Source organism: Sphingomonas sp. R86520, assembly GCF_042466285.1.
Lineage (GTDB): Bacteria > Pseudomonadota > Alphaproteobacteria > Sphingomonadales > Sphingomonadaceae > Sphingomonas.
In genome coordinates, this window is the sequence record NZ_JAXHBZ010000001.1 from 3,769,699 (window position 1) to 3,787,051 (window position 17,353).

A 17,353-nucleotide genomic window follows, 5' to 3' on the forward strand; every position below is an offset into this window, starting at 1 on the left:
GACTCGCGTCCCGAGCCTCATTCCCCTCACCCTCCCACGCGCAAGCGCACGCGGGCCCCTCCCTCTCCCCGAGGGGGAGAGGGGTTTAGCGGCCCAGCAATACGCGCGCCTGGCCGGCGATCTGCGCCAGCATCGCCGCGTTCGGGACGGCCGCATGGCGCGCGCGGTCGATCACCGCCTTGAACTGCGCGACCCGCGTCGCGTTCGCCGTCAGCCACGCGTCCACCGCACCCTGCGGGTCCTGCGCGCCACGCCGCGCGAGAAATTCCAGTCGCAACTGCTGGAAATCGCGCGCGAGGCCCGCGATCAGCAACCGCTCCCACGGATCGGTCGGGCTGATCCGCGCCGCATTCGCCTGCGCCCAATCCAGCCCCAGCGCCTGCCCGAGATGCGTGAACGCGCGCGTGAGAACCGCCTCGTCGAGCGTCATCCGCTCACCGAGATCCGCCAGCCCGACCGCGCCGTCCATCTCGAACAGCCGCACGACCTTGCGGACCAGATCGGCGGGCGCACCGACCGCTTCGAGCTGCCCTGCGATGCGGCCGCTCTGCGCACTGGCTTCCTCCAGCAGCAACGCCGCGGTCTGGCTATCCAGCTGCGTGATCCCCTTGGCCAGCCGCGCGAGCACGTCGCCCGGTGCCGTCCCCGGTGCCGACACGCGCAACAGGTCGGCGATCTGCGAGCGCGTCGCGACCGCGACCTCGTCGAACAGCGCGATCCGCGCCGCCTCGGGCATCACCGCGGTCTCGATCTCCGCCCACAAGGCCGGCAGGTCGAACAGCCGCTCGGCGACGACGAACATCGCCGCGATATCGTCCATCGCCGCGCCTTCTTCTTCCGCCAGTTCGAACGGGTAGAGGATGCCCAGACGGTTGACGATCCGGTTGGCGAGCTTGGTTGCGACGATTTCGGGCCGCAGCCGGTGCTCGTCGATCGCCGTGGCAAACCGCGCGCGCATCGCCGCCGGGAAGGCCGCGTGGAGATCGGGCTTCAACGCATCGTCGCGTGCGATGTCGCCATGCTCGATCGCATCCTGCAGCCCGAGCTTGGCGGTCGCGAGCAACACGGCCAGTTCGGGCCGCGTGAGCCCGTGGCCATCCTGTCCGCGACGCAGCAGGATATCGTTCGATGCCAGCCCCTCGACCGCGCGATCGAGCCGGCCGCTGCCTTCGAAGATCTCGATCACGCGGACGTAGCTCGGCACCGCGACGGCGCCGTCCGCCTCGGCGATCGACAGCGCGAGCGTCTGGAGGCGGTTATCCTCCAGCACCAGGTGCGCGACGTCGTCGGTCATGCTGGCGAGCAGCTTGTTGCGGTCCTCGTAGCCGAGCCGCCCCTCGATCATCTCGCGGTTGAGCGCGATCTTGATGTTGACCTCGTTGTCCGAGCAATCGACACCCGCCGAATTGTCGATGAAGTCGGTGTTGATCCGCCCGCCGCGCGTGGAGAACGCGATGCGCGCTGCCTGCGTGACGCCCAGGTTCGCACCTTCGCCGATCGCCGTTACTCGCAGATCCTCGGCATTGACGCGCAGCCGGTCGTTGGCGGGATCGCCGACCGCGACGTTCGCTTCCGATGCCGCCTTCACATAGGTGCCGATGCCACCGAACCAGAGCAGGTCCGCCGGCGCCTTGAGGATTGCCGAAATGAGCGCACCCGGCTCCATCTCGCCGACCGTCACGCCGAGCGCGGCCTGGATCTGCGGCGACAGCTTCACGATCTTGTCGGTGCGCGCGAATACGCCACCGCCCTTCGAAATCAGCGTCGCGTCGTAATCCGCCCAGCTCGACCGCGGCAGCGCGAACATGCGGTTGCGTTCGTCCCAGCTGGTCGCCGGATCGGGATCGGGATCGAGGAAGATGTGGCGGTGATCGAACGCGGCGACGACCTTCAGCGTCTTCGACAACAACATGCCGTTGCCGAACACGTCGCCCGACATGTCGCCGCAGCCGACGACGGTGATGCTCTCGCTCTGCACGTCGAGGCCGCGTTCGGCGAAGTGACGCTGGACGCTGAGCCATGCGCCCTTCGCGGTGATCCCCATCGCTTTGTGATCGTACCCGACCGAGCCACCGGAGGCGAACGCGTCGCCAAGCCAGTAACCGCGTTCGAGCGCCAGCGCGTTCGCCACGTCGCTGAACGTCGCGGTGCCCTTGTCGGCGGCGACGACGAAATACGGGTCCTCGCCGTCGAGGATCGTCACGCCGTCCGGATGGACGACCTTGCCCTCGACGATGTTGTCGGTGATCGACAACAGCGTGCGGATGAAGATCCGGTAGCTTTCGGTGCCTTCGGCCAGCCACGCATCGCGGTTCGACGCGGCAGGGAGCTGCTTGGGGTAGAAGCCGCCCTTCGCGCCGGTCGGCACGATCACCGCGTTCTTGACGCGCTGCGCCTTCATCAGCCCGAGGATCTCGGTGCGGAAATCGTCGCGACGATCGGACCAGCGCAGGCCGCCACGCGCGACCGGGCCGGCGCGGAGGTGGATGCCCTCGACGCGGGGCGAATAGACCCACACTTCGCGCCACGGCACGGGCGCAGGCAGGCCCGGGATCAGATGGCTGTCGAGCTTGAACGCGAGCGCTTCCGACGCGGCGGGCGTGAACGCGTTGGTCCGCAGCGTCGCCGCGATCAGGTTGCGGTACGCGCGCAGGATCCGGTCGTCGTCGATCGCGGTGACCGCGTCGAGCCCGTGCTCGATCGCGTCGTCCGCCTCGATCGCATTGCCGGGATGATCGGGGTGGTGAACCGCCGTGAAGCGCGCGATCAACGCCGCAGCGACCTTCGGTGCACGGCGCAGCGCATCGACGACGGTGGTCAGGCTGTAAGGGAGCCCGGCCTGGCGCAGATACCGGAACCACGCGCGGAACAGCACGATGGCTTCGGGACGCATGCCGAGTTCGACGATCAGCCGGTTGAACGCATCGTTCTCGGCCGCACCTTCCAGCACCGCCGCGATCGCGCCTTCGAGGATGCCCGCGTCGCTCTGCTGCGCGGCATCGTTCGCCTCCAGCACGAAATCATGCACGAACGGTACGCTGTCGTCGCGCAACCGCGTCGGCAGTTCGCCGATCACGCGGAAGCCGAAATTCTCCAGCACCGGCACCGCGTCCGACAGGGGGAGGGCGCCGCCCAGCTTGTAGATCTTCAGCTGCGGATCTTCGCCCGGCACGCTCGGTAGCAGGCGCACGCCCCGCGAGTTCGCATCGGTGAGTGCAGCGAGCCGCTGAATGTCCTCGGCGGCCTCAGCGGGCGTGCTGACATTGCGGTAATTCTGCGGGAACGCGGCCGCCCATTTCAGCGCGAGCCGCGCGGCGCGCGCCGGTGGCAACGTCTCGATCAGCGCCGCCTCGACGTCCGATACCCAGCCGCGCACCATCCGCTGCAAGCGCAGCGCGAGCGGCGCGACGTCGGGCATCCGGCCCTCGCCACGCAGATCCAGCGTGTAGCGGATCATCGCGACCTCGCCGTCCTCCAGCGCGATCGACCAGTTGAGGACGCTCGCATTCGCCGCCTCCGCCAGCATGTCGCCGATCGCGACCCGGCGGGTGTTGGTGACGTCGTCGCGCGGCAGCCAGACGAACCCGAACAAATGACGGCCGAGCGCGGACTCGACCAGCACGAGCGCCGGCCGCGGCCGGTCCGCCAGACTCATTGCCGTCAGCGCCAGATCCTCCAGCGCATCGGGTGCGAACGCGATGACCAGGTCATGCGGCAGTGCCGTGAACGCATGCGTCAGCGCCTTGCCGGCATGACCGCGCGGATCGAACCCGAACTTCGCCTTCATCGCCGCCAGGCGCGTGCGCAACACCGGCACGTCGCGCGGCATCGCGGCGAGCGCGGCGCTGGTCCACAGGCCGCTATAGATCGACAGCCCGGCGACCGTCGCGCCCTCCATCACCGGCACGACGACCAGGTCGAGCGGCACCGCGCGGTGGACGGTCGAGATCAGGTTCGACTTCAGCAGCAGCGGCGCGTCATTGCCCGCCTCGAACCACTCGATCGCGAGCGCGCGCGAGGCAGCGGCCAGGATCGGCGTGCGGTGTTCGTTGCGCGCGATGCCCAGCGCGGCGTGACCACTCCCGTCGCGGAGCCAGACCTGATGCCCGAGCAGCGTCAGATGGCCGTTCAGGAACCACTGGAGCAGCGCGGCACCTTCGCCCTCGGGCAGCTTGGCGATATCGTCGTCGAGCGCGCCTTGCATCGCGCGCCAGTCGGTCACCGCCGCACGGACGTCGGCCAGCACGGCGGTCAGATCCTCGATCAGCCCGCGACGGTCACGCGCGTCGGCGCGTTCCATCTCCAGGTAGATCATCGATTCGGGGCGACCTGCACCTTGGCCCTCCGCGTCGATCGCATGCAGCGTACCGTCGGGGGCGCGCGTCGTGCGGACGACGGGGTGGATGATCCGGTCGACCGCGATCTCCTGTGCGCCGATCGCGGCCGCGATCGAATCGACCAGGAACGGCATGTCATCGTTGACGATCGCGAGGCGCATCCGCCGCCGCGTGTCGTCCACGCTGATCGGCTCGATCGCGATCGCCGGCGCACCGTCGTCGCGGTGTGCGGCGGTCGCGGCGACGAACGCCGCGGCCTGCGCGACCTCGCTCGCACCGAAGTCCTTGAGTTCGCCCGGAAGGGCCCGTTCGGTCAACCGGCCCGCAAGGGCGTCGGTGAGCGTCTTCAACGATTGGTTCGCCATAGGCCGGGCCTATGCGCTCGCCGTTCGGCTATCTCAAGGCTTGTGGCAGGTGCGAACGGATATGCTGCGGCGCAACCAGATAGGGAGGGATCGGATCAACGGCCGACAGCCGATTGCTCGGCGGCGGCAATCGCCTGCAGATCGCCGTCGTATCCGTCGAGAAAGCTTGCCAGGCCGCCAGCCGGCACCTGATGGCGGCGGGCGTGCCGCAGGACGGCGGCGAATGCCGCGAGCCGCGTTGCGTCGAAATCGACACCGAATATCAGTTGGACGATCTGCACCAGTATGTCGTCCTGACCCGACAGGCAGGCGGCGGAAAGAAGTGCCGAATAGTCTTCGTCTTCGCGTTCTGCGGCGATCGCGAGGTCATGCGATCGACCGAGCGCCCGGTTGAGCGCGGCCCGGCTGCGTGCTTCGGCAGCGCGGACCTGCGCGGCGCTCTCGCGTGCCACTGCGAGTTGGTCGCCAAGCGGTCCGGCGGGCGCGTAGATCGGGGGCAGGGGGGTATCCAGCACGAGTTCGGACACCAGCGTCGTGGACACGTCGCCCGCGGCGAATCCGGAAGCCGGCTCGATGTGGAAACCGCCGCTGGGGCCGTCTGCCCAGACCTGCGCCGCCGCCGCGCGATATGGGCTCGCGTCTGCGGTGGCGGCATCCAGTTCGGCCAGCAGCGTGGCCTGCATCTCCGCGTCGGCGAGTTCCTTCCAGTTGATCACGCCAAAGATAAAATCGATCGTGTCGCCGCCCGAGGTGAACGGCATCAGGATGCCCCGGTACAGCGTCGTCCGGCCGCGGCTGCTGACGAACTCCGCCTCGAAACCGATCGGCGCGCGGTTGGCGATGATCTGCAGGTAATGGTCGGTCAGCCGCGACAGCAGCGATCGGCTCGGTACGTCGGCGATCGTCGCGATCGGTCCGTCGAGGCCGCATTCGTCGCGCAGCGTCCTGCCCAGATACGCGATCCGCGGATCGCCCGTGCCGTGGCTGAAATCGAGCAGGACGCTGTGCGGCCCGAAATCGGTGATCGTCTCGGGCTCGAGGTTCGCGATCGACGGATAGGGGCGCCCGTTCAACAGCGACACCCAGTGATTATAGGCCCGCACGTGCATGCGGCGTTCGTCGCCGCCCAGGTCGAACATCACGTCGTTCATGCCGGCATCCGTCAGGTCACGCGCGCTGCCATCCGGCGCCCCGCCCCCGGTACGATCGCTACCGCGTCCGAGCCCGGTCGCACCGCCCAAACCGCCGCCCGGCTCGTCGTCCAGCCCACATACCGTATCCATGCCCAAGCGTCCCCAATTCACCGTTATACGTGTGCACCCCCCGTGGTAAACGCCAAGTAAACACGCAAAGCGCTTGTCAGCCTGTCAAACCCCTGTTAAGCGCCGCCCCCTCGACCGGAGACATCCATCGTCGGGCCGCTTTAGCTCAGCTGGTAGAGCATCGCATTCGTAATGCGGGGGTCACAGGTTCGAGTCCTGTAAGCGGCACCACCTCCTTTATGGCACTTTCATGAGGTATTGGCGGCGACTGAGGCTGAACTGTGTTTCCGGTGGGTAGCCGTTTGGGTTCTGCTTGGGGCGCTTTGGGCAGGGAACGGGCACAACCAACGCTAAGCCGGTTTGAGGCTTGGCGTTCCGCACACAGCTTTGACGAAAGCATCCCTCGCATCGACAATGCCGCGACGTGCTTAGGTAGCGACCAGTTCGGCGATCTTGGTTGCCACATCCGCCATCGTCTCTTCGGCTGTGTTTAACCCGGCTCGGGAGGCCAGCAGAAGACTGACTTGCTCAAGTTCCTCATAGGTCGTGCCGTGGACTACAGGAACAAGGCGCTCACGCCGAAGGAGCGCAGAGAGCTCTTTGTCTGCTATCCCTTCCGCCGGCAGACGGCGCAACATAGCCGGGGTCACCAAAACGATCCCGACGCGGGAGTTCACCAACCCTTTGTCGATTCCCCGCATCATCGGCACGCCAAGACCTAGGTCCTTCTCGCTGAACCACACACGAACACCGCGCGCTTCTAGCAAATCATGCAACTCTCTCGCGGAACCCTGCCTGTCGTCCCAAGCGTGACAGAGAAACACGTCCCGTAGGTCAGGCTGCAACGCTGCTAAGTTCTCGACGTTCTCGCGAACGGGCGTGAGAGCTTGCACCTGTTCGGGGGTATACAGAGCCGCTGAGCCAGCACTCGACCAACGCGGCTTTGCGGTGCGGCGGGATCCGTTTCCTCCACTAGAAGAAGAGGAGCCATATGACGTCGACGATGATGATGGGGTCGGGGACGCGTATGACCCGTAGCTGCTGTAACCGCTATATCCGCTATAGCCACTTGAGCGACCATAACGACCGCTACATGCAGGACAGTCCGCTCCACCGCCCCTAATGTGACCCCTTACTGGTGCCGTGCATCTCGTCATTTGTATCGATCCTTCCTCTTTAAGGTGGAGCCGCCTTCAAAGAAATAAAGGGCAGCGCCGCCCATATGGTAGCGCCGCCCTTCGACTTACTTCTCGTACGTAGTGGTGTCCGGGCTGCGCCGACCGTGCGCCGCCGTCACGAAACGACCTGATCCAGCGCTCCGGTAGGAGCCACCGGTGTTGCCGCTCTTTCCGCCGGCCTCATGAACGGTAGTTCCTGGGCTGCGCTGTCCGTGCCCGGTGGTCACATACCGGCCTGAAATTGCGCTTCGATACGAACCGCCGCTGTTTTCCTTGGTCATAACTCACTTCCTTTACATCTAGTGGATCAACGCCATGCTTGACTTTGAAGCGCATAGCTGATTCGTCTGTCTTAGACGTAAGGCAGTTTCATTCGTGAGATGACTTGTCCTATGAGTGAGACACTAAGGTTGGGCAGACGGCGAGTCAACGCCCGTTTTTTTTGGAGAACCTATGACCCTTCCGATTGAGGAATTAGGGCAACTGATTATTCGTAAGCGCGGTGCGCGTGGGATCCGCGCGGCGGCCGCTGAAGCTGAGGTCAGCCCTGCGACGTTATCGCGAGTTGAAAACGGAAACCTTCCTGACCTAGCTACTTTCGCTAAGATATGCCGGTGGCTAGACGTTGATCCGGCGCGCTTCCTCGGCGTGGAAAAGGATACCGGGGTTGTGGCTTCGGAAAGAGCGGTGGCTCACTTTCGAAAGAAGGCGACCGTTTCGAAGGAGACGGCAACTTCGTTAGGCGCGCTGATATTGTCTGCTCAACGTGCAAGGCATGCCCGAGCTCAGTTGGAGCGTGGCGAATAAATGAGGCGCGGCTTCAAGGCGGACGCAGAACGTCGGTCAATCAGTGCGAGAGTATCGCTCGAACTTAGCGCGACAGCACCATTATGTCCCTGGGCGTTCGCCAAAGCGCTGGGAGTGATGGTGTTTGGCGCAGATGAGCTAGACCTAGAAGCCGAGCATGCTGATCAGCTGCTCCAGCGGGACCCCGATAGCTGGTCTGGTATGACCCTTCACGATCAAGGTACTCATGTCGTTGTTCTCAATTCGTCACATCCGCGGACACGACAGACGGCCACCCTGATGCATGAGATGGCACACATCACGTTGGGGCATACTCCTGCCGAAGTGACGGTATCGCCGAGCGGGTTAGTGCTCCTCTCCGACTATTCGGCAGAGCAGGAAGACGAGGCTGACTGGTTAGGGGCAGCGCTCTTGTTGCCTGAAGCCGCACTGCTCCACGAACGGAGTCGCGGTATATCACCAGGCGTCATTGCACTAACCTACGGCGTGAGTGAGGCTCTCTGCCAGTGGCGGTGCCGTATGACCGGGGTAGAGAAACGATTGGCGTTGCGGGCAAAGGCATAGGCGTCATGCCTTGTAGCGATGGTTGCTCCTGCCTAGACCCCAACGGCATTACGGGAGGCTGGCCAGCATAATGAGTTCCAACAATATCGAAGCACTCGAAAAGCGCCTGTGGACGGCGGCGGACCAATTGCGCGCGAACAGCGATTTCGCCAGCAACGAATATTTCCTGCCCGTCATGGGCCTGATCTTTTTGCGGCATGCTTATAGCCGCTATCTCGCCGTGAAACCCCAGATCGAAGCGGGCTTGCCCAGTCGGGGCGGCGTGACCCGTCCGCTGACCAAGGAAGACTTCACCAGTCGGGGCGCGATCTTCCTGCAACCCGAAGCGCAGTTCGACCATCTGGCTAGCTTGCCCGGTGGGATGAACCGTGCGGCGGCGATCATCGCGGCAATGGAGGCGGTCGAGCGCGACTATCCAGCACTGGGAGGCGTCCTGCCAAAGAATGAATATCAAACGCTTGAGAACGACGTGCTCGGCGACGTGCTGCGCATCTTCAACGATCCCGCGCTGCAAAATGCCAAGGGCGACGTATTTGGGCGCATTTACGAATATTTCCTGACGCAATTTGCCGATCAGAGCGCGCATGATGGCGGCGAATTTTTCACGCCCCCGTCGATTGTCCAGATGATCGTCAACGCAATCGAGCCGGATCATGGCAGCGTGCTCGACCCGGCTTGTGGTTCGGGCGGCATGTTCGTGCAAAGCGCGCATTTCATCGAGAAGATGCAGCAAGACCCGACCAAGGTCGCCACCTTCTATGGTCAGGAAAAGAACGCAACGACCATCCGGTTGGCCAAGATGAACCTTGCCGTCCACGGGCTGGAAGGGCGGATCGAACCCGGCATAACTTATTACACCGACGCGCACGAACTGGTCGGCAAGGCCGATTTCGTCATGGCCAATCCACCGTTCAACGTGGACGAAGTGGACGCGGAAAAGGTCCGGAAAGACCCGCGCTTGCCCTTCGGCCTGCCCGGGGTGAACAAGGGCAAGAAGGTCTCCAACGGCAACTATCTGTGGATCAGCTACTTCTACAGCTATCTGTCGGAAACAGGCCGCGCGGGATTCGTCATGTCGTCGCAGGCGTCGAGCGCGGGCGGCGAAGAGGCAAAGGTTCGGCAGAAGTTGATCGAAACCGGCGATGTCGATGCGATGATCGCGATTCGGGGCAATTTTTTCTATACCCGCGCCGTGCCGTGTGAATTGTGGATGTTCGATAAGGCCAAGGCACCCGAACATGCCGACAAGGTGCTGATGCTCGATGCGCGACAAGTGTTCCGCAAGGTGACCCGCAAGGTCTTCGACTTCTCGCCAGAACAATTGCAGAATCTGACCGCCATTTTCTGGCTGTATCGCGGGCAGGAAGCGCGGTTCCGTGATCTAGTCGCCGCCTATCTCGACCGGGCGATGGCGGAGGCGCGGGCGGGCTCGGCCGCAATGGGGTCGTTCCGCGCCGCGCTGGATGCGCTGATCGAAACGCTGGAGGATGGCGCGCCGGAGCGGCTCACCGATGCCCGCGCGGTATTTCAGGCGGATTGGGATACGAATGTGCTGGCGACCATATCGCTGAGCGATGCCTGGAGCGACGGCACCGTTACCGCGCCCCTGTTGCATAAAGCCCATGACGATCTGGAGCCGTTGGCGGAGACCAGCCGCGATCTGATCAAGCAGATAGATCAGCTCTTCAAACTAGCGGAAAAGGCGCATCGCGATGCGGGCGGCAAGCGCAGCAAGGCCAGCCCGGTCAAGGCGTTGGAGGAAGCGCGGATCGATGCCGTCGATCAGCTCAAACTGGTGCGCTATTTCCACCGGCAGGCGCACTGGCTGCTGAGCCGCTTTCCCGATGCACGGCTGGTCGCGGTGCCGGGACTGGTCAAGCTGGTGGATCATGCCGAACTGGCGGCGAATGACTGGTCGCTGACGCCGGGCCGGTACGTCGGCGTTGCACGAGAAGAAGAGGACGAAGATTTCGATTTCGAAGGGGTGATGCGCGATATTCATATCGAGCTGGCGGGGTTGAATGAGGAGGCTGCGGCGCTTGCAGCGCAGATTAATAGTAATTTCGAGGGGCTGGGTTTGTGAACTGGCGGCCGAGGACCCTTGAGGACTGTGCCAAATTCAAATCGGGCGGCACCCCCTCTAAGGGCAATTCCGCGTATTGGGGCGGTGACATTCCGTGGGTTGGCTCGGGGGAAATGTCCCAAAGTTTCATTTATGACACGCAACTCCGCCTGACCGCCGAAGGCGCCGAGAATGGCACCCGCGCAATCCCGGAAAACACCGTGTTGGTAGTTGTTCGGGGCATGTCGCTCGCGAAAGAATTTCGCATTGCGATAACTCGCAGACCTATGACGTTCAATCAGGACGTTAAGGCGTTGCAGTGCGCAGAGGATATCGATCCGCAATTCTTGTTTTATGCGTTGAAAGCCCGGAAGGATTACATCCGCGACTTGGCAACTGAGGCCTCGCATGGAACCAAGAAGCTGGAAACCAGCACGCTAAATGCCGTAAAGATTTTGGTTCCGGAGACAATTGAAGACCAGCGGACTGTAGCGGCAGTTGCACGGAACTATGATGATCTGATCGAGAATAACCGGCGGCGGACTGACTTGTTGGAGGATGCTGCGCGGCAGCTCTACAAGGAATGGTTCGTCCGCTTCCGCTTCCCCGGTCATGAGCATGTCAAAATCATCGACGGTGTGCCGGAGGGATGGGCCAGAATGCTGGTTAAAGACGCGGTCAAACGCATTCCTGCCGGAAAACTATTTTCCCAAAAGACAGTCGTTCCGACAGGTTCTGTGCCAGTATTAGATCAAGGGCAAAGTGGAGTGCTTGGTTTCCACGATGAGAGGCCGTCGGTAGACGCATCAATGATCGATCCGATCATCGCCTTTGCAAATCATACTTGCAATCAGCGAGTTATTCATTTCGGATTTTCCGCAATTCAGAATGTCTTGCCGTATAGGCCTTCGGAGCGAGTCCCTAATCAAATATATTGGCTACATCATGCGACCTTTGGCTTGGCCACTTTAAATGCGTACAAAGGCCATTGGCCCGAGTTGATGGCAAAATATTTGACTGTTCCTGCCAATCCGATCGCTGTGGCGTTTTCCGACTTGGTGCGACCAATGCATTGGCAAATTTATTTGCTAAAACGTCAAAACGAGGAACTCGCAAGAGCCCGCGACCTTCTCCTTCCCAAACTGATGAGCGGAGCCATAGCCGTATGACCGCATTGAACGAAGACACGCTGGTCCAGCAAACTATGTCCGATTATCTGGTCGAAGCGCTTGGCTGGGACAGCGTGTTTGCGTTCAACACCGAGGTGCTGGGCGCCGAAGGGTCGCTGGGGCGCGCATCGGAAAACGATGTTATCCTGACCCGCCATCTGGGGGAGGCGCTGATCCGGCTGAACCCCGGCCTGCCCGATGCCGCCTATAAGGACGCGCTGCGCCAGATTACCGATGCGCCGCTTGGCTCCAGTTTCCTGGCTATCAACCGCGACGCATATGCGCTGATCAAGGACGGCGTGCAGGCCAGCTTCCGCAATGCAAAGGGCGAACTCGTCAAACAGCGGCTGCGCCTGATCGACTTCGACACGCTCGAAAACAACCATTTCCTGTGCGTGCGTGAATTGTGGATCAAGGGCGAACTGTATCGCCGGCGCGCCGACATCATCGGCTTCGTCAACGGCCTGCCGCTGCTGTTCGTCGAGTGCAAGGCGGTCCACAAGGACATTCGCCACGCCTATGAGCAAAATCTGTCCGATTATAAGGACACGATTCCGCACCTGTTCCACCACAACGCCTTCATCATTCTGACCAACGGCCACGCCGCGAAGATCGGCTCGCTTTCCAGCCAGTATGAGCATTTCAACGACTGGAAGCGGCTGGAGGAGGATGCACCGGGCGTCGTCGATCTGGAGACAATGCTGAAGGGCGTATGCGGCAAGGGTAATTTCATCGACCTGCTGGAGAACTTCATCCTGTTCGACGATAGCGGCGAACGGATGGTGAAGATCGTCGCGCGCAACCACCAGTTTCTGGGCGTCAACCGCGCCATCGCGGCGGTGCGCGATCGCAAGGCGCGCGACGGCAAGCTGGGGGTGTTCTGGCACACGCAGGGGTCGGGCAAGAGCTATTCCATCGCCTTCCTGACGCAGAAGGTGCACCGCAAAATCGGGGCGAACTTCACCTTTCTGGTCGTCACCGACCGCATCGACCTGGACGGGCAGATTTACGGCACCTTTGCCGGGTGCGGGCTGGTCAATAACGACAAGGCACAGGTGCGCGCCGGGACGGGTGCCGAACTGAAAAAGCTGCTGGCGGTGCGGAAGCCCTATGTCTTCACGCTGATCCACCGCTTCAATCGGGACGTGAATTCCGACGATCCCTATTCGGATCGTGACGACATCATCGTCATCACCGACGAAGCGCATCGGACGCAGAACGGTCTGTTGTCGCTCAACATGCGTAACGCCCTGCCCAACGCCAGCTTCCTGGGCTTCACCGGCACGCCGCTGATGACCGGCGACGAGACGACCAAGCAGACGTTTGGCGACTACATTTCCACCTATGATTTTCAGCGCGCGGTGGAGGATGAAGCCACGGTGCCGCTCTATTACGATGCGCGTGGCGATAAGCTGGGCATTGCGACGAACGACTTGAACGATAAGATCGCGGCCAAGCTCGAAGAACTGGAGTTGGACGATCCCAGTGTGACCGAGCGGCTCGAAAAAGAGCTGAAGCGCGAATATCACATCATCACGGCAGAGACCCGGCTGGAGACGGTCGCGGCGGACTTCGTCGAGCATTACACAACCGGCTGGGAGTCCGGCAAAGCTATGCTGGTGTGCATCGACAAGGTGACGTGCATCCGCATGCACGCGCTGATCGCCAAGCATTGGGATGCGCGGATCGCCAGCCTTGAGACGGAGTTGGCGGAGGCGACCGACGAGCAGGATTTGGCGGATCGGCAGCGGCAACTGGCCTGGGTGCGCGCAACCAAGGCAGCGGTTGTGGTGTCTGAGGAACAGGGCGAGGTCGATCGGTTCCGTAAATGGGGCCTCGACATCAAGCCGCATCGCGCGCTGATCAAGAACGGTTTCGAGACCGACGATGGCAAGCGCCTCGACCTCGAGTCGGCGTTCAAGAAAGACGATCACCCGTTCCGCATCGCCATCGTGTGCGCGATGTGGCTGACCGGCTTTGACGTGCCGAGCCTGTCGACCCTGTATCTCGACAAGCCCCTGAAAGCGCACACACTGATGCAGGCGATTGCCCGTGCAAACAGGGTCCACGAAGGCAAGAACAACGGTCTGATTGTCGATTATTGCGGGATATTGAAGAACCTGCGCAAGGCGCTGGCGACCTATGCCGGGACGCCCGGTGGCGGGCTGGGCAATCCTGGCGATCCACCGCCGGAGATTGATCCGGTGCGCCCGCCGGAAGAACTGCTGGCCGATTTAGAAGAGGCGATCGACGCGGCAGAGGGTTTTCTCGCGGCGCGCGATTTCCGGTTGCTCGATATCTCGGAAAAGACCGGCTTCGAGCGAAACAGGGCGATCATCGACGCCAAGGAAGCGGTCAACGAGAATGATGAAAGCCGTAAACGATTCCAGATTATGGCGCGCGAGGTGTTCAAGAAATTCAAGGCATGCGTTAACTTCCGCGCCGTGAACGCCTATCGGCAACGCTTTGCGGCGATCAAGGTCATCTACAACAACCTCGAAAAAGATGTGAAAAAGGCTGATATTTCGGGGATCATGCGCGAATTGCATGCGGTGGTGAATGCTAGCATCGAAACGCAAACTGAAACTGGCGATCGTGATGACAGGCTCTACGACATCAGCCGGATTGATTTCGAGAGGCTGAAAAAGGAATTCGAGCGCAGCCCCCGCAAGAACACTACCGTGCAGTCCCTGAAGGATGCCATCCAAAGAAAACTGGAAATGATGCTGCGGCAAAACCCATTACGGACCGACTTCCAGAAACACTACGAGCAACTGATCTCCGAATATAACAGCGAAAAGGATTCGGCGAATATCGAGCGGACCTTCGCTGCGCTCGTAGTTCTGGCGCGGGAACTGGATAGCGAGCAGCGCCGGGCCGTGCGCGAGGGGTTGAATGAGGAAACGCTGGCGCTGTTCGACTTGCTGATAAAGCCTGACTTAGAGAAGGGCGACATTGCCACGCTAAAAATAGTCGCTGTCGATCTATATAAGATTATCAGGCAACAACTGGACGATATTCAAGACTTTGCGGGAAAGCAGGCGACACGCGACTCCGTCCGGATTGCGATTACCGATTTTCTGTATAACGACCGGACTGGCCTTCCTCAAAGTTATGCGCTTGACGAGGTTAACGTTAAAGCCGCCGCAGTTTATGCGCATATTCTTACTAAAGTAGGTTTACCGGTTCACGCCCACTGACGTCCGGTCGATCCCGCAGGCCACGGGGGAGCAGTTACGCAGCCGTCGATGCGGTTCGTTGTTGGTTGCTCATGCCTGCCGGATGTACTGCCTTTTTCGTCGCGGGTTCGAAAGCGCTCCGCACACTCGGGCATATCACGCCAACCTTCTCTTTCCACTCAACCGATTGAGCGCCATGATCGAGGAAACGGAGAGCGCGCGTGAACACACCGGCCGATATACCTGAAGACTTAGCGGAGTTCGTCTTTGATACCAGGGATGTTATTCCGCTGACCGAACTGGCGGATAGCTTCAAGGCTCTCGACAGCCTATTTACGCAAGGGTCGCGTTCGGGAGCTCATCTCGCGATTGCTGAGATACGGAAGGGCAGCATCGTCGCTTTGCTGGCTCCTTTTGTACCCATCATGGGTCAGTCTGTTTCGTTTATGGCATCGGCAATTGAAGTGTCCGACTTCGTTAAACGACTTCGAGACGCTTTGAATGCGTTTGCGGGCCTAGAAAGTTCGGATGGTGTCGCAACGCTCGCTGTCGATACGCAAGTGGCGGCGGACATAGCGGCCTTGGTTAAACCTCTAGCGGGGCGGACAGGGAGCCGGTTGGACGTCGCGCATATTAAATACCGTAGTCGGAGCAAAGAACGCGTAGTCGAGGTCGAAGCATCCTATGGCCCCGCAGAGATAGACCGAATTGCCGTAAACGCTACTCGTGCAGGCCAGAGTCTGCCATTACCGGTCGAGGAAAGTGAGCCGGAAGAAGCGCCGCCGTCGTTGCTGCGAAAAGTCGTTTTAAGCCTTCAGCAAACCAACACCGGACCTGCGAGAGAGAGCGGTAAAACCGGAGACCGTGGCGTCATACAATCGATCAGTAACAAACCCCTCGCCGTCTACTTCGCTAAGACGCTTGAGGATCTCAAACAGAAGATGGTTGGGCGATCTTCTAATCCGTTTCGGCAACCGTTCAAGGTCGATGTCCTCGTTTCCTACGAAGATGGCGAACCCAAGTCGTATACAGTCATCGACGTGCACGGTGCCTACCGTCCGCGAAAGAAGGGTGGGCCTCCGGACTTGCTAACAGGAATTACCTGAGGTCGAAGCCGCCCGAAGCGGTCTTTGAATACAACGCATCCAATCTCGCAGTTTGATCACGGCGCAGTTGGCGCGGCGACCAATTACAAGGCCTCGGATACGATCGCGCCGAGTACGGAAAACCGGGTATCTTATATGGAAGGTCCACCTACGGACGTTTCCAGCAACAGCTTCGGCTCGATTCCAAGCGCGTCCGCCAGTCGTCCGAGTGCCCGCACAGAGAGGTTCCTGGTGCCGCGTTCGAGATCGCTCACGTAGCTGCGTTCCATACCTGCATCGATAGCTAGCCGCTCCTGCGAGATACCCTTCAGCTTAGGGTGGTGGCGGAAGACCAGTGGCGGCGGTCTTTACAAAGGCTCGCGGTGTTAACCTAGTAACTCATAAACCTGATGATTTTCCGAGCTACGATGCATCCAACGAATACCGCGCAGTTTGCCACCAATTACGGCCTTTTTAAAGCGGCGCCCAAACGTCGTTCGGTGAGGAATGGCTTCCCAGAACTCCCGGTAGATGTCCTCAACCTCGTACTGACCAGCAGCGCAGTCGTTTATGAGATTTTGAGCCAATTCCAGCTCGCTGTCGTCCAATTCGAACATTTGGTTTCCTAAGATCTAGTCCAGTAAATCACCTAAAGTACACTTTAGCGCATGCGCTACTCTCTCTGCTACCGTAATCGTAGGGTTCCGAACTACCCGTTCTATGCCACTGACATAGGTCCGATCCAGGCCTGCTTCATCGGCCAGCGTCTCCTGCGACCAACCACGCTCTTTGCGCAGCCGCTTCATATTCACAGCCAGTCGGTGCCGGGCATCCATCCACCGGACTGAGCCGATATGTGGTCGATCATACCACGGACTATGAGTCTCATTTCTTCTAGCTTTGGCTCCAGCCGTCGGTAATCTCACCGGTGGCTGGTGTCTCACCATGCCCGACACAGGGCCTCTTACAGGAGCACACCATGAAGTATCTCATTGCCGTAACGGCGTTGGCGCTTGCCGCCTGCACCCATCCAGCGGACGTGTCCCGACCGCTGACCGAGGTCGCCGACAAGAACGCCCACTTCACTGTCAAGGACATCCCCGGCGGATTCAGCGTCGAGGTCCGCTATTCCCGCTACCAGTTCGTCCCGGAGGCGAGCGCACTGCTGGTGGCTTGCCGATCGCTGGTAACCGCTCGCGCCTATGACGAGGCCGAGACACGGGGGCGCGAGATCGAGCCGATCAACGAACAGACTATCCGAGTCTCGACCGGCCGCAACATCATCAAAGCTCGCACCGCCTGCCGTGCTTTCGCTGAAGCTCACTTCAAACGCTGACATCGGGAG

General features: G+C 61.2%; 13 protein-coding genes and 1 tRNA gene. 8 read left to right on the forward strand and 6 right to left on the reverse strand.

The window, feature by feature from the left end:
* Window positions 1-85 precede the first annotated feature (85 nt).
* Entirely contained in the window at window positions 86-4,702 is a 4,617-nt protein-coding gene (locus SJY41_RS17420; protein ID WP_380783474.1) for an NAD-glutamate dehydrogenase, read from the reverse strand.
* Window positions 4,703-4,797: 95 nt separating this feature from the next.
* Window positions 4,798-5,985, reverse strand: a complete 1,188-nt coding sequence (locus SJY41_RS17425) for a hypothetical protein (protein ID WP_380783475.1) — start codon at window positions 5,983-5,985, stop codon at window positions 4,798-4,800.
* A 134-nt stretch (window positions 5,986-6,119) separates the two neighbouring features.
* Here SJY41_RS17425 and SJY41_RS17430 point away from each other — a divergent pair.
* A tRNA-Thr gene (locus SJY41_RS17430) sits at window positions 6,120-6,195 on the forward strand.
* Between the two features lie 197 nt (window positions 6,196-6,392).
* On the opposite strand, the gene SJY41_RS17435 is transcribed toward SJY41_RS17430, so the two are convergent.
* A complete protein-coding gene (locus SJY41_RS17435; protein ID WP_380783477.1) occupies window positions 6,393-7,121 on the reverse strand; it encodes a toll/interleukin-1 receptor domain-containing protein in 729 nt (242 codons plus the stop codon).
* 474 nt (window positions 7,122-7,595) lie between these two features.
* Here SJY41_RS17435 and SJY41_RS17440 point away from each other — a divergent pair, with 474 nt between their 5' ends.
* From SJY41_RS17440 to SJY41_RS17465, 6 genes are all read left to right on the forward strand, one after another.
* Complete coding sequence (locus SJY41_RS17440) at window positions 7,596-7,949, forward strand: helix-turn-helix domain-containing protein (RefSeq protein ID WP_380783478.1); 354 nt, start codon at window positions 7,596-7,598, stop codon at window positions 7,947-7,949.
* Between the two features lie 201 nt (window positions 7,950-8,150).
* The gene (locus SJY41_RS17445) at window positions 8,151-8,513 is read left to right on the forward strand and encodes an ImmA/IrrE family metallo-endopeptidase (protein WP_380784179.1); all 363 of its coding nucleotides are present in this window, start codon (window positions 8,151-8,153) and stop codon (window positions 8,511-8,513) included.
* 70 nt (window positions 8,514-8,583) lie between these two features.
* Window positions 8,584-10,596, forward strand: coding sequence for an N-6 DNA methylase (locus SJY41_RS17450; protein ID WP_380784180.1), 2,013 nt, complete (start codon window positions 8,584-8,586; stop codon window positions 10,594-10,596).
* Window positions 10,593-11,744, forward strand: a complete 1,152-nt coding sequence (locus SJY41_RS17455; protein ID WP_380783479.1) for a restriction endonuclease subunit S — start codon at window positions 10,593-10,595, stop codon at window positions 11,742-11,744. The genes SJY41_RS17450 and SJY41_RS17455 overlap by 4 nt, the downstream gene beginning before the upstream one ends.
* On the forward strand, window positions 11,741-14,944 hold the full coding sequence (locus tag SJY41_RS17460; RefSeq protein ID WP_380783480.1) for a type I restriction endonuclease subunit R: 3,204 nt from the start codon (window positions 11,741-11,743) through the stop codon (window positions 14,942-14,944). Before SJY41_RS17455 ends, SJY41_RS17460 begins: the two co-directional genes overlap by 4 nt.
* 200 nt (window positions 14,945-15,144) lie before the next feature.
* The gene (locus tag SJY41_RS17465; protein WP_380783481.1) at window positions 15,145-16,029 is read left to right on the forward strand and encodes a hypothetical protein; all 885 of its coding nucleotides are present in this window, start codon (window positions 15,145-15,147) and stop codon (window positions 16,027-16,029) included.
* A gap of 131 nt (window positions 16,030-16,160) precedes the next feature.
* On the opposite strand, the gene SJY41_RS17470 is transcribed toward SJY41_RS17465, so the two are convergent.
* Genes SJY41_RS17470 through SJY41_RS17480 form a run of 3 tightly spaced genes read right to left on the reverse strand, consistent with a single transcriptional unit; the run spans window position 16,161 to window position 16,955 of the window.
* On the reverse strand, window positions 16,161-16,364 hold the full coding sequence (locus SJY41_RS17470) for a helix-turn-helix domain-containing protein (protein WP_380784181.1): 204 nt from the start codon (window positions 16,362-16,364) through the stop codon (window positions 16,161-16,163).
* 30 nt (window positions 16,365-16,394) lie between these two features.
* The gene (locus SJY41_RS17475) at window positions 16,395-16,625 is read right to left on the reverse strand and encodes a DUF1413 domain-containing protein (RefSeq protein WP_380783482.1); all 231 of its coding nucleotides are present in this window, start codon (window positions 16,623-16,625) and stop codon (window positions 16,395-16,397) included.
* Between the two features lie 15 nt (window positions 16,626-16,640).
* Complete coding sequence (locus SJY41_RS17480) at window positions 16,641-16,955, reverse strand: helix-turn-helix transcriptional regulator (protein WP_380784182.1); 315 nt, start codon at window positions 16,953-16,955, stop codon at window positions 16,641-16,643.
* Between the two features lie 32 nt (window positions 16,956-16,987).
* Between SJY41_RS17480 and SJY41_RS17485 the strand changes: the two genes are divergently transcribed.
* On the forward strand, window positions 16,988-17,344 hold the full coding sequence (locus SJY41_RS17485) for a hypothetical protein (protein ID WP_380783483.1): 357 nt from the start codon (window positions 16,988-16,990) through the stop codon (window positions 17,342-17,344).
* Window positions 17,345-17,353: the final 9 nt, after the last annotated feature.